Origin of the sequence: Puniceicoccus vermicola, from assembly GCF_014230055.1 — a bacterium.
Taxonomy (GTDB): domain Bacteria; phylum Verrucomicrobiota; class Verrucomicrobiia; order Opitutales; family Puniceicoccaceae; genus Puniceicoccus; species Puniceicoccus vermicola.
Genome location: NZ_JACHVA010000124.1, coordinates 34,482 through 54,295, shown reverse-complemented (window position 1 = coordinate 54,295; position 19,814 = coordinate 34,482). Strand labels below are relative to the sequence as shown.

Sequence of the window (19,814 nt, the reverse complement as noted above, 5' to 3'; positions counted from 1 at the left end):
GCGCCCGATCAGAAGCTCCGTAGTTGCGCGGAGGTGTTTACGAACCCAGAGGATTCGACGGTTACGAAAATTTCGCCGGGAACGTTGGCCCGTGTGCGGATTACCGCGAGAGCCATGCCGTGAAAAAGCCTTCCATGACAACCAGGGATCGGCTCTAGACTGGTGGGATCTCCTCCATCGACAGCCAAGACCTCTGCGGGTCCTTGGACGCTTACAACGACGGGCTGGGCGGCGGAAGGACAGACAATGCCGTCGGTGTCGCACATTCTGATGGTCAGAAAGGAAAGGTCATCGCCATTTGCTACTAACTCTATACGATCCGCACTCAAGGTCAGCCTCGCCGAAGCCCCGGCTGTTCGTTGTACCGCTTCCTCGCCTGTAGGGTGGTCTTGTGTGTCCAGTGCACGAACCCTCAGTTCGCCGGGTGCATAGGTCACCGCATCCCAGACGAGGCGAAAACGGCGAAGGGGATCGGACGCATCTTTACGCCGAATCCCAAGCGATTGTCCGTTCAGAAAAAGCTCCGCGCCAGCGGCATTAGTAAAAACGTGCACCGGGATGTGCTCACCTTCCCTACCCGGCCACGACCAATGCGGCAGCAAGTGTAGTGTTGGGACCTCTGGACGCCATTGACTCCGATAAAGGTAATAGCGGTCCTTGGGAAAGCCGCAAAGATCAACTATTCCGAAATAAGAACTGCGGCTAGGCCAATGGAATTTGTACGGCGTCGGTTCCCCCAGATAATCAAATCCTGTCCAGACAAATTCGCCCAGCATATAGGGGCGGTCCTCTTGCGCAGCAAACTCGATGTCCGGCGGATACCCCCAGCATGGTGACTCCAGTTCGTAGGCGGAGCAGTGCCCGGATGAGCGCTCGTGATCGCGAAGAATTTTCGCAGGGAACACATATTCTCCCCGGGTGCTGACACACGATTCGGTTTCGCTGCCGTACATGATCCAGTCCGGATACGCTTCGCGGAATTCAGCGTAGCGTGCGGGGCGATAATTCCATCCGGGGATATCCAGTTCGCCAGCCAGCCCGTTCTGGATTGCTCCATCCGGGTCGTTGAATCCGGCGGTAACCGGGCGCGTGGAATCTTCGTCATGACAGATGGCGGTAAGCCATCGACAGGTCTCCCGACCCTCGGGCCTTCCTTGATCGAGAATCTCGTTACCAATGCTCCACATGACCACGCAGGGATGATTGCGATCGCGCCGGATCATTGCACGAAGATCTTTCTCGGCCCATGCGTCGAAGAGGTTGCTGTAGCCGTTGGCCACTTTCGGAACCCGCCATTCATCAAACGCTTCGTCTAAAACCAGGATGCCCTTTTCGTCGCAATACTCCAATAATTCCGGGGCGGGTGGATTGTGGCTGGTGCGAATCGCGTTGCAGCCCATTTCCTGCAAGATATCCACCTGCCGCTCCACGGCGCGCCGATGCACGGCCGCGCCGAGTAGCCCCAAATCGTGGTGCATACAGACACCCTGAAATCGGACTGGCCGATCATTCAGCCAGAAGCCGTTGGGCGTAAACTTGAGCGCGCGTATCCCAAACCTCGTCACGACCTCATCCACCACCTGCTCGTTATCACATATCCGACTACGGAGCGTGTAGAGCGCCGGTCGATCCAGATTCCAACGTTCCGGATTAGCGACGGTCAGTGTCTGGTCTGCCTTTGTGGAGGCGGGAACGGGAACCACGTCACTCGCGACCTCGTAGCCGGACGGGTCGCGGATTACCGTTTGCAGCGTCACAGCCCGGTCCGTGGTCACCTCGGTACGCACGACAACGGTGGCAAATGCGTCCTGCACGTCCGGTGTCGTAATCGCAACGCCCCAGGGCGCAATGTGCGCCGGGTCCACGGCCTCCAACAGCACGTTCCGGTAGATGCCGGCACCGGGATACCAGCGTGATGCGTTCGAGGGATTGGCTACGCGCACCGCCAACAAATTCTGACCGCCCGGTAGCAGGAAAGGTGTGAGATCGAATTGGAAGCTGGTATAGCCGTAGGGCCATGAACCCACTTCGCGGCCATTGCAATACACGATACTGTGACTCATCACGCCGTCGAAGATCACGCGGACCCGCCGACTGCTCCACGCTGCCGGGATATCCAGCGGCAGCCGATACCACCCCACGCCCTGATGCGGCAACCCGCCGGTCCGACCCAGATGCAAGCGGGCCTGCTTTTCGCCATCGGCATGAATGATCGTATGCTGGGCATCGTTCTGCGAATCAAAAGGCCCGGCAATCGCCCAATCGTGAGGCACGCGGACGGTTGACCAACCAGTATCGTCGACCGTGGGCTCCGCGGCATCTTTTGGATCGCCGCAGGTGAAACACCATGTGTCGCCGGACAGTGATCGCACGATTCGTGAAGAAGAGTTATCGAATGTCATTATGATCGGGAGTGGAGCCTCTCGTGGTAGATGTTTGGATGTCTCTGTGACTTGTCGAATTCCTCTCGTGGGCCGATAGGCCGCTGAGCTTGTGTTTAGTAGTTGTCGAAACCGAGGTCCCGGCGCAGCGGGTATAGCCTTTTCTCAGGATAGACTGTGGAGATTCCACCCGTCCCGATTCCCGTTGTTTGGTGCCGCCCCACCCCAACGTTTCCGTATTCCAGAATGGCCTGTTCGACTTTTTCTGTGAGTTTCTGGACGAGGTCGCGATGCTCGACAACGAGGTTGTGCTGTTCGCCAGGATCGTCGCGAAATTGATACAGCCGATGCGCCCTTCCTCGAAAAATTCGATGAGCTTACAGTCGCCCGACCGAATCGAGGAGCCGGCCGTTCCGCTCTGGTTTCTGTAGAGGGGATAATGCCAGAAAATGTCTTCGCAATGCAGCCCATCCGCACCCTGGAAGAGCGGAAGTAGGCTGACGCCTTCACCATGTTGTTCGGGTTTCGCTGGCAGTCCGGCAGAGTCAAGAAAGCTCGGATAAAAGGCAGTACTGGTCACTGGGACACTGCACAGAGAACCCGCCCAAATCTGCTGCGGCCAAACGGCAAATTGCGGCACCCGGCACCCTCCCTCATAAATCCAACCTTTTCCTTCAGCGAGGGGCGCATTGCAAGTCGGTAATCCCTCTGCAGTGGCGAGCCCTCCATTGTCCGGGATGAAAACAATCAAAGTATTTCCCCATTCGCCAGAGTCGAGAGATCTCGGTCCGGTGCAGAGACTCCACAACTGCCGGCCTTTGGATTCGTAGGCCTTACCGACTCCCGGCGAGAGCCCGTCAGGATCTGCGGCGGCGAAACAACAGCAACGCCATCCCGGAAAAAAGCACAATCCCCAAAGCACTGGGCTCTGGGATCACGGACAGCGTCCCGGTGCCTTCGTCAAACAGGTAATTGCCGCTGGTCCATGTGGTTCCACTATTGGCAAAACCAACGACGTTGAAGGTTTCGCCGAATGCCTGATCAAATACGTTAACCACGGTCCAAGAATCTCCAATCGTGCTGCTGGCCAAGGAGAGGTCGAAATAAAAATCCCCCTCGAACGTCGCGGCCGAATATTGGTTGGAACCACCACCGGAACTGAAGCCGTAAATCTGATTGTTCAGTCCATTGCCGTAGATGTTAAAATTCATTCGGCTATTCTCTTCCAACAACAAATGCCCATCCGAAACGTGGATATTTCCGGTGAATGTGCTCTCAGAGGAAGAGAATCTAACTCGATAACCAGGAAAGTTGTTCTGCTGCCAACCGCTAATCTGCAGGGTTGCCGAGCCGCTGATATTCGAGCTGATCTTATAGTCGGTGCGGGTCGCGAAAATTGACGAACTGCTCAGGATTTCGAGGTTCCCTGCGAGTCGAACGGAAGAGGGATTTGCGAGAATATTGCCTCCGTCCAGAATCAAATCGTTAATGGTGATCAGCCCGGATCCGACGAGATCCATTCTTGAATTGACCGTCAATGAGTCGCCGGCAAACGTGTAATCGCCATTATCATCGGGAGTTTTGAGAATGAAACCGTTGGTTTCGTAATCATTTCCGGCTTGGGGAGCCTGTCCGCTATCCCAATTGCCCGCTGTATTGAACGACGAGGTTCCACCGGCATCGTTAGCCGTAAGCAAAATCTGAGCTTGAAGGGATGTGACCGTAAAAACCGTGCAGGAAGCAAATACACAAGCAACGAAAGTAAATTTGAGATGAGTGGGGAGTTTCATTCTTATAAATTTTTCGCAACCCCACCCATTCGTCAACTCTTTTATTTCCTAATGTTCCCCATGCATACTTTCGCCTCAAAACGCGGCTTCCGGGACAAGTACAAATCAATCGCTGCGAGACGGGCATACGGGAGTGTTGCTACGACAAACTCTCGGGATCGCACCCTCTATTCGAAAATCCACCCCCTACGATCTGCCTTTCCGTAGCGGGGTGCTTTAGCCCCCGACCGTGGGAGCGGAGATCCCGCAAACGAGTGTGCAAGCACTCCGGGCCGAGGGGCAGAAGCGGGCGCTGAAGCAACCCCCCTACGGAAATTTCTTGCGAAGAAGTGGCGTAAGAGCTGGAAGCTCCCGAACAAAAGTCCGAAAAATCGAAGATATCCGGTTCACCCGGAACTTCAACAGGGCAGACGTTCCTCCGAAGCCCAAATAAATATACCGTAGTGCATTGAACCGGAGCCATCGCTCATCCGCCACTTCAAAAACGAATCCACGAAAGCCGACCCCGGCTTCACCTCCGACGGTCGTAAAGAAATGTGTCGGCCGGTCGCCGTCGACAAGAATATCGAGGAACAATAAAGCTGGCATTCGCGTTTCGCACTCCTACGATCAAGGCAAAACCTCATGAAAAAACCAAACATCGTCCTGATCATGACGGACCAGCAGCGGTGGGATACCTTGGCCTGCCTGGGCTTCGACCACATGCAGACACCGAATCTCGACCGTCTGGCGGGATCCGGTTCGGCTTTCCGCCATGCCTACGTGCAGGGAGCCGTGTGTGGTCCGTCCCGGAATTGTATTGTTTCGGGACGCTACGTCCATGTGCATGGCGCGGAGCGAAACGAGGAATGGCTGGATGCCGGGCAACCCAATTGGATCGAGTCTTTGCAGAGCGGAGGATACCGCACCGTAAACATCGGAAAAATGCACACCGCTCCCATCCGCCTGCCCTGTGGATTCGATGAACGCACCGTGGTGGAGAACAAGAATTATCAAGTGGGACTCCACGGCCCTGATCCCGACGACTACGACCTCGAACTCGAAAGACACGGGCTGAAGCGACCCGCGCTCACCTATTACCGCGATATCCCGGATTGGCCCGACCGCCTGCAGGCCACGACTTGGCCGCACGCGGAAGAGCTGTATCCGGATCATTTCATCGGTCGGCGCTGTGTGGAGGCCATTGATCGATGGGAGCCGGACCAACCGCAGTTTTTATGGGCAGGATTCGTGGGACCGCATGATCCATACGACGTTCCCGAATCCGCCCTCGCACGCTACGAGGACGTCAAACTTCCACCGCCGGTTAAATCCCCCGGAGAACTGGAATCCAAGCCCCCGCCCCAGAAACGATTCATGGAGCGCCTGGAACGAACCGAACAACCGGCTATGTGGTGCCAGAGTCGCGCCACACCAGAGCGACTGGACCGAATGCGCCGCCATTACTTCGCCAACATTTCATTGATCGACGACTGGGTCGGAAACATCGTCAAAGCGGTGGAGTCAAAAGGCTTGTTGGACAACACGGTTTTTGTGTTCACCTCGGACCACGGGGACTGTCTGGGAGACCACCATCAGATCTATAAATTTTCGTCGCACTACGATCCGGTGGTTCGCGTTCCCTTCATCGTGAGCGGGCCGGGACTGGCCCGGAACCAAACGGTGGACTCGCTCATAGAATTGATCGATCTCGGACCCACTCTATTGGATCTCGCAGGGCTGGCACCGCTGGAGGGTGCCAATGGAATTAGCCTGCGCTCCGGATTGGAAGGCGGCAATTTTCCCGCGCGGGATGCCGTATTCTCGGAAACGGGCCCACGCGTGATGATCCGCACGTTGGAATGGAAACTGGTCACCTACATCGGTGAACCATACGGAGAATTATACGATCTTGTTCAAGACCCAGACGAACTTCGCAACCGGTTCGATGACCCGAAGGCGGCATCCGTCCGCGCCGAACTCACCGAGCGGCTGTTCCATTGGTTCGCCCGCACCCGAATGCGGCGACCTGCCTGAGCCGGTTCAACCAAGAATCGAACCGCCGGAGGCGAAGGCATCTGGGAACTTACTGGATACGAACCCTAGAGGAGCAGCATCCTCGCTTCTACTTCACGATAAGACGAAAGACCCGAGTTTCGGGAGGGGTAATGGTCAGGGTCAGATGATCGGCATCGACGGCAATCTCCTCATTCTTGACCACATCGTGTACGTCACAACGCTCCGGAAGGCGTATCACCCGAGTCCCCGCGCGAGTGGCATGCACACCCAAAAAATGCTTGGAGGCGAGAATGACGTCATTCTCCTCGGAGTAAATGTGTGCGCCTCCATGTCGAGCGAATTCCCGAATGAGAGCACCTGGAACCGGGACTGCGGCCGTGTACACGCTGGTCCAGCGGTTGCCCCCCTCCCCCATTTCCTTGATCACAAGGCCTGGACGGTTCACCCCCCGAGTGCCTAGCACAATCCCTTGGGTCGAAGCTGATTCATCCCATTCCGGCCAGAGCAGGGGCCCATAGGCAAAGCTGTCTCCATAGGCCATGGGAGCGGGCAAATTCTCGGTGATGGCATGATCGAAGGCACTGAGAACAACCCGGCGGGCACCGCGTTCCTTCGTAAAGCTCATCGGAATTCCAGTCACCTCCGAAGCCCGATCTGCTCCGAGTTTTTTTCCGTCGGTAATTCCAGTCCCCGGCCCCCAAAGAACGACCCGTCCGCGCCCCAAGACACGTTCCCGCAAGACGGCCATCCGCTCGTCATCGACAAAAAACAGGTTGGGAAAAATAAAAAGTCGGTGATCCGGGAGCCGGTCGTTAAGAAGGTCCTCCCAGAGATAAACCCGATAGGGCAAGCCCGCTTGAGACAATCCGGTCAAACGCTGCCAAAAAGAGGCTAAGTTCTGAAAATTCGAGGAGAAGTCTTCATGGAGAGCCGCCCGGTCGTCGAGGATGACGGCAATGGCCGACACATCCTCGTGTTCCCAGTCGCGACTTTTCTCCACCACCGGCAATATCGAGGCGACGGTCTCCATGATACAAGGGTCACGAAAGTAGCCCCCTTTCGGATTCCGCCGCCCGGTGACATCCATCCAATAGAACTGATAACCCCGGGCGATCGCGGCGGCGGCATTACGCCAGTAACCGGCCCGCACCTCGGCGGCATTTCGATAGAAGCCATAACTTTCCCCCTCCGAAGCGGTGAAGGAACGGCAGTCATCCTCGACAAGAAAGAGTTTCCCCCTCAAGACGGCACTGTCCACCGCGCCTTCCGGCTCCGGCTGCCCCCCCATGTGCCGAAAAGTGTAGTCGTAGGGAGTGTTCAAAATGTTGAATCCCGGAATTTGCAGTGTCTCATCGACTCCGATGGAACCCGCAGCCACAAGCGGTTCCGCATGGTGACTGCGGGGTGCACGCCCGGCGAAGAAGGGGTTAATCTGCCACCCTGCCATCCCCTGCTTCAAGGCATCCATACCCAACAACACCTGACGCCCCTGCAAGGCGTCTTGGGCCGTTTCCATAAAAACCTGACAGCGTCGCAAGAAAAGCTGCCGCATGAGCTCGAAGTAATCCCGCTCCATTTGAGAATCCTCCGGATTCAACCAGGTCATTCCCCGACCAGAGAGACGACCCTCCTCAAAACGCTTCTGCGAAGGAAAATCCGTGTACTCAGGCTTAAACTCCCGAAAGGCCTTCCGCATGGGCTCGCTATGATCGAACAAAAAGCCATCCGCCCCGATCTTTGACGTGCCCTCACTCTCATGCAGGGTGAGATACCCCATCACCCGATCCCGCCAGGGTTGCGCCTCCACCCAGCGGATCATGTGGTGCAGAGCGACCCGGTGGTCCTCCTCGTAGCGCTTGCTGGCCAACGACGTATCGGACGTGGTCTTTCCTTCCTCACTCAACGCGAGTTCCTCTGGATACTTCTCGCGCCATTCCTTGGGAGCCGCGGCAAAATATCGCAGCATGAAACGGGCTTCCGGACAGCGCTCGAGAATGTAAGCAACTCGCTCCGGAAGAGAAAAACACCGATCCGCAGAGACAAAACGGGGTTCGTCCAGCCGACCCACGCCCGGCCAGAAGGGCGTTGTATAGAACTCCCTAACGTTCTCATCCCGTCCTACCCAAAGGTAAAAATCCTTTACCCCCGCCGCGAGGAAGGCGTCGATATCCTGCCGAGACACATTGTCAAATGAGTCTCCGGGCATGAAGGAGGGTGTCCCGCGAGGAACACCGTTCTCGCAGAGACAGGGCTTTCCGCGATATCTTTCAACCGTGTAGTGGATCATAGCTGCTCAACCTCCGGATTGGAAGTCCCAGGGATTAATTCCGATTCGAATAGTCTTCCCGAGCCTCTTCGGAAACAAGTTCAAAGTCTCCAAACGAGATCCTTCCCCCTGCACCCAAGGAAAGGCGAATCCCCTCTTCCCGCAGCTGCGCGGTGCCAACCGTTCCCTCGAAAGTGATACCGCCTTCCTCAAAGGTGAAGGGGTCCTCGGATAAGAACACGTAGTCTGTGCCGACTTCCGATTCCACCTTCACCCCGCGCCCCTCGGCGAAGGAAGTGAACGTCGGAGCGGCTTCGTTTTTGAGTCGCGGATAGATCACGGCCATGAATCCCGGCTCGCTCTTCACGGTAGCCAGTAGCCCGATCTGGGTATAATCCATTTTCCCCTCCTTGACACGGTTCGGGTTAGACGGGCTTGGATTCGGGGCCGCGGCTCCGTGTCCACTGGTGGTTTTTTCCTCGGTAGCCAGTTCCAGCCCCGGAGGATAGGCGTAAAAAACATCCGTATCCACATCCTCCTTGCCAATGACCGATGCTCCCCGCTCGGTCAGTTCGACCGACTCAGCCACAAAGAACGTCCGCGAAGTGGCGGAACCCGGCTTGGGGAAGCTATCCCGAATCACGAAGTAATTCGGTCGGAGTGGATCCTCATCTTTGATGAAGACAATCTGCCGCGTCCACTCATTGGCCGTGCCTTTCATATAATCCATCCACTCTCCGGCATAGAAATCCGACACATGGAAGAGATTGGAGGCGCGGGAAAACTGACTGGTGACCATGTTATGTTCCGTGGCCGGCCCCATGCTACTGTAGCCAAAATCGTCGGAGACAATGCGCCCCTTGCCCCACAGGGTGAAACTGCCCGAGTCACGGTCGTAGTGGTCGTGATTTTTCCCGGCGATCACGGTCATCATCGTTTCCCGGTCCGACGGAAAGCCACTCCGAAAGATGACGCCGGTGTCGCGGAACCAGTCCGAACCATATGCGGGCGCCACCGGCTCGACCGTTTCGGCGACCCCGAGCAATAAACCGCGATATGGACCAAACATAGGAAACCTCCCACCGATTCCCGCCTTCGAAGGGTTCCCGTGCTGGTCCCACATCCAGCGCATGTTTCCCGCAAACTCAGGATCTTTCTCCTGCCACAGCGCCGCGAAGACTCCATACCCTCCCGACGTTTCGTACAAATAGGTATGCCCGATGTGGGGCCAATGCCGCCGACCGTGGAATCGGGAATCCGGCGGCGTTGAAACCTTGGCGAACCACTCAGCGATATTTTTCAGGCGCGGATCGTCGAGCATATCCGCATACCCGCTGTTCTGCGCCATTGTGAAAGCCGCCAGCAGGGTATCGAAGGCCGCCATCGCATAGTGGGGCGTCTCCTGCCAGCCGCCATCCAGGCCCGAAGAGTTTTCGAGCTGCGAGATCAAGGTGCCAAGACCTTTGTTGGCCCAGGCTTCTCCCATCGGGTGGGAGGCCAACAGCGAGCCCGCCGAGACCTGCATGCCCGCTACAAAGCTACTCATGTTCAGGTGGTTGGCATAGCCACGTTCCGGCGACCAGAAGTCATCCCGTGTCACCGTGTATCCCACAAAAGCCGCCTGTGCACGCAACCGCCTCCTCTCTTCTTCGGTCAAGGCGTTGACACTCAACGCGGAATCGACGCCGATGAGAGTCGAGGCCAATCGACCATAATGATGATGCGGCGCCATGCCGAAGGAAGTCGTGTTGGTCGCCCTATTTTGTTCCAAATAGACTCCCAACAGTCCGTTTGAGCTTTCGACTACTTGATCGACCAATTCCCGTTGCGCGGCTTCATCCTCATAGATCAGCGCGGCGGGCGCGCCTTGGAGATTGTCGGATGGCGGATTCTCCTGCAGTTCCGTGAGTTGCTTTTTCGTCAACAACAGCCGGGGATGATCCTCGGTTTCCTCCCACTCGAGTACGAGATCTTTGACCTCATCCAGCGGAAACTCATACTTGATCACGTATTGCTGGGGCACGGGGATGAGGAACGGATCCTGCCCCCCTCCTTCACTCTTTGGCTCGATCTGGGCCAGACTTTCCTGCTTATCGACAGAGCCGATCAGCCAATTCCGTCGGCACGCGACGAGCGGCAGTTTCACAAACGGTCGGTCGCCCACTTCGAATAGCGTGAACGGTTTCGCGCCGGAACCCAAGATCAGCCGATTGGTCGACCCCTCCCGGACTTCGGCCCAGACCTCTGCGTCGCGTGCCGCCAGAAACAAGAGCGCGGAATCCTGGTCGTCGTACAGCCCGACCCACTTGGCGTTAAAGTTGCGCCACCACTGAACCCAGGGCTGGATTTGATAAAACACGTTATTCTGGTTCGGCTCGATCTCCGTGGCATAGACAAAACCACGTGAGAATGGCGCCTTCGCCATCCACCCGGCACGATGCAAGATGTGGTTCGGCGCAAAGCCCTCGCCCGCAAGCTCTACTTCCCAGTTTTCTCCCTCGCCAAGTGTGGTCACCTCATCGACCAACACCACCGGCTCGCCCGCCTGCAGCCGGAATGTTAAGCTCCACGTTTCCTCGTCCCCCTCTCCGCGGGTCAGTCGAACCTCCACCTCACTGAAGACCGGTCCACTTGCCGCAACCGAAATCTCGTACCGATACTCCGCAGGAGTCAGGTTCAACCGCGAACCGCTCGTCCAAGTTCCGTCACTCAGCATGATCCCCGCGATCGGACCCATCGCTTCCTCCAATCTCTTGTTGATCCGCACACCGGTCCTGCCATTGTTGAGCTCAATCACGGCATCGGTTTCCGTGACCTTCAGATCCGTTTCCGCAGCCTTCGCGCCGTCGGCGATTCGAAATTCCTTACGCTCATACGGTGAAAGGTTCACAGCAAAGGCCAACGAATCTCCATCGATTTGATAAGGGTGACTCTTGCCGTCCGGCCCGATCAGGGCTTTCCCGGACTGAAGCGCGGCGATTTGCTCCTCCGAAACCGGGAACGTCACCAGTTCATTGGTCCAAGACCGGTTGAGAAGATCTTCCAAAACAAAAACTTCCGCGGGCTCCTTCTGCACCGAGGGCGCCGGCGCGGCTTCCTTTTTCTCCGATGCCGGCGACATGGCTTTCTCCCCGGATGCCATCTGCTTACTGCAGGAAGCAAAACTGATAAGCGCACCCAGCGCGCAGAGGGAAAATACAGATTGGAGGCGACAATTGGGGAGATTTCTCAATTTCATTGAAGCGTCACCTTCTGACGCAAAGGGGACCCTGTCAATTTTTATTCCCATTTATTCTGCCATGACACCTAGCAGGTGGTTCATGATCGTTTAATTGAAGACCTCGGCTTCGTCTCTCTTAGCCATGCATGGCCGTTGGAACTGCCTGTGTGGTGAACGTTATGTGTCAGGCCGAAATGCGAAGCGGGGGGCTTGGGTTTGTGAAGCAAACATCTTTTCCAGTGGCAGGGCTTGGAAACCCAGTTCCAGGGCTTCAGCATTGTTTTTGAGGGAGAAATCGCCGTTTTCGGCGTCCATGAATCCGGGATCACAACTTCGGCTGTGCAGATCCACCCCGTAGGATTGGAGTCCATCCAGCCAGGACTGACTGGCTTCAGGGGTGCCTGAGCACCAATAAATATTCTCGTCGCTGTCAGTGTCGCAAAGGCGCGCCTTGCGGCCCTGACCATGGATACGGATTTCGCCCACGAACCTGTGGTCCGGCATGACAGTGAGCAGAATGTTGCGACGAATGACCGACCCATTGAGCGGGCCTGTTTCGAGTGACAGCAGGCCGCGGACAGGAGCTTTGAGGGGCAGGGCGAGGATGTTGTTGGTCACGCGGTTAACACCCTTGAGGGCGATGCCGGTTGCGTAGCCATGCAGGGAGAAGATGAGGTTGCCGTGGAGGATGGTCTGATGCTGATCGTCGTCGCAGCGGATGCCTTCGGCCATGGTCGGTGATGGGCAGGGCCCGACGACGTTGAATCGCACCACATTGCCGCCTCCGGCTCCGGACACATAAATGCCGTTGCCGTCACCCATGATCTGCATGACGTCGTGGATGTTGTTGTACTCGATCAGGTTCTCCCGTGAGTGCATGAGAGGCTCGCGCATCCACCAGTTCGTCAGACCCGAATGGTACCAGGCATTGTTCACATACCCCTTGCCGCACTGGCGCTCCACATCGTCCCAATGAATGGTCGCGCTGCATTCTCCTTTTCCCGCGCGGTCATAGACGGTCCGCCCGGAACAGATAATGCCGGTGTAGGGCAGGTCGTGCACGTAGTTACGGGCGATATGGTTGTCGCCGCTCTGCCAGATGAAGATGGCGGAGCAGTGCCAGTAAGCTTCACCCAGATGGTGAAAGTGACTGTCAACCACATGGTTCTCACGATTGAGATAGTGATGGCTCAGTCCATAGCCGCAGAGGACAACACCGCACCCACCGAGGTGGTCAAACTCGCAGCGCTCCACCCGGTTGCCCCGGCAGGCCAAATCCATGCGCAGTCCACCGGACGCGCCCTGGTGAAAATGGCAATCAGTGACGGAGCAGTTCTGGGCATGGCGAAGACGGACCATGCTGGACGGCGCGTCGTGCATCTCCCAATCATGCTGAATCCCTTTGCCGGTAAGGCCGTGAAAGGCAAACCGGTTACTGCGGGTGAAGGCCAGGTTCCTGAAGTGAACGCCCTTGACCGGATGTTGCTCGCCGTCCAATTCATGGACACCCTCGATGCGGATAAACTCGGTCAAACACGCCGCTTCCAGGTCCGCCCCGGGTTCATCGTCATCCGGGCAGTAATAGAGACGGCCTCGCTTTTCGTGATAGACCCAACTGCCGGGTTGCATCACGCTCAAGCTGTTCTCCAACCATATGGAGCCCTCGGGCGCGCAGTGCGGAACGCCGATGGGATAGGTGCAGGGCACTCCGAGGTGGACAATCTGCTTGTCGAAGTCGATCCTCTCCATGGGCAGGATGTTCATGGTCCATTGATGCATTGGAATGATGAGAAACTCCGCCTCGTCCAGATCCGCAGCGGGCGTGATCGCACCTTTCGAAAAGCCAAAACGATCATGAAATAAGGTCGTCCCCTCATGATACATCCGAGGGCGAATGGCGTTGGGCCCATCCGGTCCGTACTGTGCCAGGGTCTCTTCATCAATAGGAAGACGATTGGGTTTAAGTGCCTCACCCCGGGCCCGAGGTAGTGGCCCCTGCCTCCCATAAAGCGCATTGACCTTCATCCCCTCGGGTAAATCGACAAACCAAACCTTTCCCTGAAGAGCATCGGGCAGGTCCGGCAGCTCTTGCGCGATGCGTTGCCAACCCTTCAGGATATGGCCGGAGCTTACCTGCGTCCGGTCGGCTCCACAACCCTTCTAGGTAATGGCAAAGGTTCCGTCACCCCCATCTTCGGGCCCCAGTATCAATGTTTCCGACAGACGATGAATGCCGGGCGCAAGGTGCACCGTGATATTTTTTGTTCGTCCGGATTCAAAGCTGCCAACAACCGATCTGACTTGGTCACGAGCCTTGGTCAGCGTTTTCCAGGGCGCGGCTTGGGTTCCCGGGTTCTGATCATTGCCGTCAGGCGAAATATAATATTCTAGCATTCCGAAAAAAACGATTTTCCAGTTTCCAATCTAGTCCGTTGCCTATTTCTTGAAAAAAATTCTTGGACGAACCATTAGCGGCTCACCGAAAGAATCCCAGTACTTTCGTCAAACGTGTATCCGTCCCGGGTCCAGACCGTGCCGTTTTGAGTGAACCCGTCTACGGAAAAGGCTTCGCCGAAGGTCACGGTGCCGATGCTGTCGATGTACACCATGGTCCAGGAGTCCCCCGCTTTGGCCCCGTCGTTGGTCAGATCGAAATGGAATTCCCCGTGGAAGTCGGCGACGTGGCATTATCCTCGGATGCCATCTCCTTACTGCAGGAAGCAAACAATCCAAGCATGCAGAGAGTAAATAAGGGTTGAAGGCGACAATTGGGGAGATTTCTCAATTTCATTGGAGAGTCACCTTCTGACGCAAAGGGGAACCCTGTCAATTTTTATTCCTTTTTATTCTATTTAGGGCAAGATTTCCCTACAAACTGATCCCGAGGCGAAACCGACACCCGCGCGTCAACTTGCGATCTGGCATTTTAAGCGATAGATCCGAGCCATCTTTTTTTCAGGCAGCGTTACCGAGAATATGGAGGTTGCGGGAGCCCAATTCGTCGGGACCGGTCGTTCTTTCGGATAAACGCAGTCTGCGCATAGTGGCCTGGATCCAAAGCCATCATAGTTAAGCAGGAGGTCAACCGTCGCGTCCTCTCCTTCAAATCGCCAAACGGAGAGTAAGATTTCATCACCCCAACGTAAGCCGAAGGCTCCCCAACCGCTATTGTGCCGGGGAAGACCCAGCGGCCAGATGAGTTCAGCTTCCGGAATGCGCTCACGGTAAGATTTGTAACACTCCACTGCCTCGCGAATCAGACAAAGCCGCACACCTTGCATCGATTGCATTTGACCGCTCAAATAGATGCGCCAACTCATGGCACTAACCATGTTCATAATCACCGATTCCTCGGTGGCATCCATCAGGGGATAGGCCCAGACACCGGCCTGCTCGGGACAGACCGCAGTCCCACTATTGATGGAAATGCGCGCATTCATCAGATAATCCTCACTGTCGGTGGTTGACGAAGTGGTGTGCAGATCCATCAAGCCATAGGTCATACGCATGGCTCCGGAACTACAGTTCTCGATCACGAGATCCGGATACCGTTCGAAGATCGAAGTTAACCACGCTCTGTAAGCTCGTTGATGGCCGACGAGGCCGTCTCCAAAGCTATCCGCATCGACTTCGGTTCCTGGACCGATCTCGATATTGTAGTCCATTTTGATGAACTTGCATCCATACTGCTCGACGACTCGACGCACGACTTCATCAGCATGCGCCCGCACCTTGGGGTGGCGAAAATCCAGCTGCAGCGAATCGTGGTCCACCACTCGGAGGCCATGGCGCACGAAGAAGCATTCGTCCGGCCACTCGGTCGCTAAACGACAGTTAATCCCGACGCGCTCGATTTCGAGCCAGAGCCCCGGCTCCATCCCTTTCTCGCGAATATAGTCCAGGGGTTCTTCGATTCCCCCGGGAAAGCGTTTTTTAGCCGGCAACCACTCGCCGACACCCGACCACCAAGGGCCGTCGTGATACCAACCCGCATCGATCACGAAATACTCCGCGCCGGCCGCGGCCGCTTTGTCGATCAGCGGCAAGAGCTTTTCCGTCGTCGGATCGCCCCTCAGGCAATTCATGTAGTCATTAAAAACGACCGGCAGTTTGTGGTTATCGAAATGATCCCTCCGCAGAGTGCGGCGATAGGTATTCAAATGGTTGAATGCCGCGTCGATTTTGCCCGTACAGGCTCCGACAGCCACAGGGATCGATGCGAAAGACTCGCCCGGCTGAAGGTTTTTCCACCATTGATTTTCACGCTCGGTCGGGCCGCTTAAATGGAGATACAGTTGCTTGGAGATATCTCCGACCTCCCAGTGCCAGGAAGCGTGACTCTCGATCTGCCAAAAAAGAAAATGGCAGCGCCGAGGCGTCTCGAAAATCCCCATGGGTAAAAATTCTTTGGCCGCCCAAGTGCCGGTGTTGCTAAACGCAAGGGACTTCAAGGAAAAGCCCGGCTCGCTCATTGGAGTAAGCCCAAGCTCCGCCAAGGAATTACGGCGCCACTGAAATTCGGATTTCCATGAATTGTGCGCCACGTGTAGAAAAGCGTCTTCCATCACCTCGGCGCCTTGCTCCTTTGTGATGCCGACGAGTGCAAAAGAGGCCACATACTCGATCCCCACTGATACGTCGGCGGTGTTCGTTAACTCCGTCCAACAGCGGGCTACCGGGATCCCATCAAAGAACTGGATGTGACTGACAATCAACAAGCGGTCGGACACTTGCTCAATCTCCAACTTACGCCCCTGCGCGTTACCCGAGTCACGCAAGGCCACAAAGCGCGGGAGGTTGCCGCCGCAATTGGAGCCCGTATGCTTTCCCCCGTGATGATCATGTTGGTTTTCGCCAGTGCAATGCACTTCCACCAAAGTGTAACGACGGCGTAAGCGCTCATCGTCAGAAACCGTATTCGCTTCGAAGGGCAGCGATGAAAAATGAAGCAAGCGCGCAGCGTGATCCGGGCCCTTTTCGATAACAATGTGCAGTCCGTTTTCTTCAGTATCGAGAATAAGATTGAATTCGGTTCTCATCTAATAAGCTTTGTGCACTGACGGGACAATCACTTGTAAAGAGTCGGAATAATAGCGACGACGGGAGAGAAGGCTCAATTTCATTGAAGTGTCACCTTCTGACGCAAGGGGAACCCTGTCAATTTTTATTCCTTTTTATTCCATTATCCGGCGAGACTATTTCTACTGGTGAATGTAGCTAAAATCGCAAGATTTCGGACGATGGAAACCGATGGCTGCGAACGATCCAAAGCGTTGGCCGCTTCGGCTACGGGCGAATCTCAGCTTTACCGATGACTCTGTGGGTTAAGTTGCACCCTTCAATATATAATCGGTGACTTCGAACGGGCCCATGGCATAGGTCAAACGTTCCCAGCGTTCCTGTCCCCTTTTTATCCAAACGGCTCCGACATCCCCTCCCCGGGACGGTTCGAATCCCGGAACCAAGTGAGAGTAAAATAATCGAGAATATTTATTGCCAAACAAAGATTTCCTTACCAACATCGTTTTCATGAAAAGCCCCTCCCAAGCAAATCTATCCTCCACTTTCGGTTCGTCGCTCGCTCTCGTTACCCTCACCTTCATCGGCTTGGCGTCCGCAAGTGTGACGGCTCATGCCCAGCTTCTGGTGTCGGAAGACTTCGATGGATCCGGCAGTGATTTTCTCGATGGCAAGACAACCACTACGGGTGGGCTAACCTGGCAGGTCGTGCTGCAACAAACAGGTTATCCGCAGGGAACGCTTTTCCGCCAGGACGGCACAGTCCTTGAGTCCACGGACTCCATTAACGTGGCTTTCCTCCCCTACACGTTTGAGGTCGATAAAGTTTACGATCTCAGAGCCACCATCACCAGTCCCGGAACAAACTGGATCTCGTTGGGCTTCAGCACCAGCGACAACATAAATCATAGCAGTGCCGCCGATGGCGGTTATCCATGGGTGCTGGCCCGCACTCATGCGAGCAATGACGATGTCGTATTCTGGAACGGACCGGGGACGGCAGGAGACACAGTCGGGACCGATAGCGACACGGACGGCACCTATGATGTATCCATCCAGCTTGACCTGACAGGAACCATCGCGCAAGCCTCCTATTTCCTAAACGGAATTCAGCTTGGCAGCACCCAGGACCTCGGTATCACCAGCACCGCATTGGTAGGGGACCTTCCGGGCTTCGGCTTTACCCGCTTTTCGGGATCCGGCGGAAATGGATCCATCGAAAACATGTCGCTTTCCGTGGTCCCGGAGCCTTCCAATCTTGCCCTGCTCGCTGGAGCCTTCGGGCTTCTAGCGGCCCTACGTCGCCGGCGTACCTGAAGGGTTTAATCAGAGTTGCCGTGTAGAGACTTTAGGACCGCCACACTCCACTCAAACCCAAGGGTTCACTTATCTTGATGAGCCGACGGCCCAACATCCTCCTCATCAACTGCGACGACCTCGGATATGGCGATCTAGGTTGCTATGGATCAACGGTGAACCAGACGCCCGCCGTGGATCGCCTGGCGGCGGATGGAAAGCGATTCACCGATTTTTACATGGCCTCGTCGGTGTGCACCCCCTCGCGCGGTGCCATGCTGACGGGCTGCTATCCTCGGCGAATCGGATTTACCGAATTCGACCGTGCGGGCGTGCTTTTCCCTGGTGACAGTTGCGGACTGCACCCCGACGAAATCACCATCGGCACGCTATTAAATGACGCCGGCTATGCCACTGCATTGATTGGCAAGTGGCACTGCGGTGATCAGCCGGAATTCCTGCCCACCCGCCACGGATTCGACCACTACTACGGCTTACCCTACAGCAACGACATGGCCCGTCGGCACGCTAACCCCGATGGATACGTACCGCTCCCTCTCATGCGCGGTGAAGAGGTTATCCAGCAGCAGCCCGATCAGACCAGCCTTACCGAACGCTACGTCGAAGAAAGTATTACCTTCATGCGTGAACATCGCGACGAGCCCTTCTTTCTCTATTTTGCCCACCTCCACGTCCATCTGCCGCTGCTCGTCAGCGAACGCTTTCTAAAAACCTCGCAGAACGGTCCCTATGGAGCAGCCGTGGAATGTATTGACTGGGCCACCGCCTCGCTCCGTGCCGAACTCGAGTCGCTCGGCCTGCTGGACAACACGATCATCATTTTTACCTCCGACAACGGTTCCCGGGTGAGCGGCGAAGGCGGAAGCAATGCCCCACTCCGCGGCACGAAAGCCCAAAACTACGAGGGGGGAATCCGCGTTCCCTGCATTGTCCGTTGGCCGGATCACGTCCCGGCGGGCACCACCTGCTCGGCACTCACGACGGCTATGGATTTCCTCCCCACACTGGCGGCCGCCGCCAACACCAAGCCACCGGAAGACCGGGTAATCGACGGCCACGATGCGACCCCACTCTGGACCGCTCCAGGCGACGATGCGGACTCGCCCTATGAAGCCTTTTTCTACTACCGACGGGACGAGATTCACGCCGTGCGCAAGGGATCCTGGAAGCTGCACCTACGCATCCACGAGGGAGGAGGTCGCTGCACCGACTGCCAGGAACTCTACGATCTCTCCCGCGACATTGGGGAAACCGAAAACCTCTTCGAGAGCCGTCCCGACAAAGTCGAGGAGCTGATGAATGCCTTCCGGCAGGGCGCGAAAACGATCGGGGACTCCCGCAACGGAGAACCCGGCCAAGACATCCGCCCGCTCGGCCGCGTGAACAATCCCAAACCCCTCACCGTATACGATCCCGAACACCCCTATATCATCGCCTTGTACGACGGCAAGGCCGGGTAATTCAGAGCCCACAGCGGGCGAATAATACCAAAGATCAATTTTTTCTGGTAGTTCGGCGACCCGGAACAAAGCCTTGAGGTCTCGTGGCCTCGGTTCTCAGAACCGGGGGAACCAAGATCGATTTACCCGCTATCTTAATACATCGACGAGGCCCGCGCCCGACAGGATCCCCTTCTCCAATTGGCCAAACTCGCGCTCAGCCGCGATATCCCGACTTGTGGATTGGTTATCACAGAGGTGGGGCGGGGAATCCGACGCAGGGCCAGCTGAAGCTGGTACTCCAACCTTCTCCAACGCGATGACCGTTGGAGTACCGGATTTATCCGGAAAGCGACTGCCTCTCGGATAAGTGGCCGGGTGGGT

13 protein-coding genes are annotated in these 19,814 nt (G+C 56.3%); 4 read left to right on the top strand and 9 right to left on the bottom strand.

Annotated elements, in window-relative coordinates:
- Positions 1–8 precede the first annotated feature (8 nt).
- The 4 genes from H5P30_RS15725 to H5P30_RS15710 all read right to left on the bottom strand — a co-directional run bounded on the left by H5P30_RS15725 (position 9) and on the right by H5P30_RS15710 (position 4,759).
- Complete coding sequence (locus tag H5P30_RS15725) at positions 9–2,402, bottom strand: glycoside hydrolase family 2 TIM barrel-domain containing protein (protein ID WP_185693863.1); 2,394 nt, start codon at positions 2,400–2,402, stop codon at positions 9–11.
- On the bottom strand, positions 2,389–3,021 hold the full coding sequence (locus H5P30_RS22745) for an alkaline phosphatase family protein (RefSeq protein WP_354587804.1): 633 nt from the start codon (positions 3,019–3,021) through the stop codon (positions 2,389–2,391). Before H5P30_RS22745 ends, H5P30_RS15725 begins: the two co-directional genes overlap by 14 nt.
- A gap of 217 nt (positions 3,022–3,238) precedes the next feature.
- Positions 3,239–4,171 carry a PEP-CTERM sorting domain-containing protein gene (locus H5P30_RS15715; protein WP_185693861.1) on the bottom strand — a complete coding sequence of 311 codons (933 nt, stop codon included), beginning with the start codon at positions 4,169–4,171 and terminating at the stop codon, positions 3,239–3,241.
- Positions 4,172–4,477: 306 nt separating this feature from the next.
- Positions 4,478–4,759, bottom strand: coding sequence for a hypothetical protein (locus H5P30_RS15710; RefSeq protein ID WP_185693860.1), 282 nt, complete (start codon positions 4,757–4,759; stop codon positions 4,478–4,480).
- A gap of 36 nt (positions 4,760–4,795) precedes the next feature.
- Between H5P30_RS15710 and H5P30_RS15705 the strand changes: the two genes are divergently transcribed.
- On the top strand, positions 4,796–6,187 hold the full coding sequence (locus tag H5P30_RS15705; protein WP_185693859.1) for a sulfatase-like hydrolase/transferase: 1,392 nt from the start codon (positions 4,796–4,798) through the stop codon (positions 6,185–6,187).
- An 88-nt stretch (positions 6,188–6,275) separates the two neighbouring features.
- Here H5P30_RS15705 and H5P30_RS15700 read toward each other — a convergent pair whose 3' ends face one another.
- The 4 genes from H5P30_RS15700 to H5P30_RS15685 form a co-directional block, all read right to left on the bottom strand.
- Positions 6,276–8,375, bottom strand: a complete 2,100-nt coding sequence (locus H5P30_RS15700; RefSeq protein WP_185693858.1) for a hypothetical protein — start codon at positions 8,373–8,375, stop codon at positions 6,276–6,278.
- Between the two features lie 115 nt (positions 8,376–8,490).
- Positions 8,491–11,673 (bottom strand): hypothetical protein, encoded by a 3,183-nt coding sequence (locus tag H5P30_RS15695; RefSeq protein WP_185693857.1) that lies wholly within the window; start codon positions 11,671–11,673, stop codon positions 8,491–8,493.
- A 159-nt stretch (positions 11,674–11,832) separates the two neighbouring features.
- A complete protein-coding gene (locus H5P30_RS15690; protein WP_185693856.1) occupies positions 11,833–13,680 on the bottom strand; it encodes a right-handed parallel beta-helix repeat-containing protein in 1,848 nt (615 codons plus the stop codon).
- A gap of 135 nt (positions 13,681–13,815) precedes the next feature.
- Complete coding sequence (locus tag H5P30_RS15685; protein WP_185693855.1) at positions 13,816–14,049, bottom strand: hypothetical protein; 234 nt, start codon at positions 14,047–14,049, stop codon at positions 13,816–13,818.
- 62 nt (positions 14,050–14,111) lie between these two features.
- Here H5P30_RS15685 and H5P30_RS15680 point away from each other — a divergent pair, with 62 nt between their 5' ends.
- Complete coding sequence (locus H5P30_RS15680) at positions 14,112–14,414, top strand: hypothetical protein (RefSeq protein ID WP_185693854.1); 303 nt, start codon at positions 14,112–14,114, stop codon at positions 14,412–14,414.
- A 147-nt stretch (positions 14,415–14,561) separates the two neighbouring features.
- On the opposite strand, the gene H5P30_RS15675 is transcribed toward H5P30_RS15680, so the two are convergent.
- Positions 14,562–16,694 carry a glycoside hydrolase family 36 protein gene (locus tag H5P30_RS15675; protein ID WP_185693853.1) on the bottom strand — a complete coding sequence of 711 codons (2,133 nt, stop codon included), beginning with the start codon at positions 16,692–16,694 and terminating at the stop codon, positions 14,562–14,564.
- Positions 16,695–17,184: 490 nt separating this feature from the next.
- On the opposite strand from H5P30_RS15675, the gene H5P30_RS21910 reads away from it, so the two are divergent.
- Positions 17,185–17,991 (top strand): PEP-CTERM sorting domain-containing protein, encoded by an 807-nt coding sequence (locus tag H5P30_RS21910; protein ID WP_221774386.1) that lies wholly within the window; start codon positions 17,185–17,187, stop codon positions 17,989–17,991.
- A gap of 77 nt (positions 17,992–18,068) precedes the next feature.
- Complete coding sequence (locus H5P30_RS15665; protein WP_185693852.1) at positions 18,069–19,451, top strand: sulfatase family protein; 1,383 nt, start codon at positions 18,069–18,071, stop codon at positions 19,449–19,451.
- Positions 19,452–19,814: the final 363 nt, after the last annotated feature.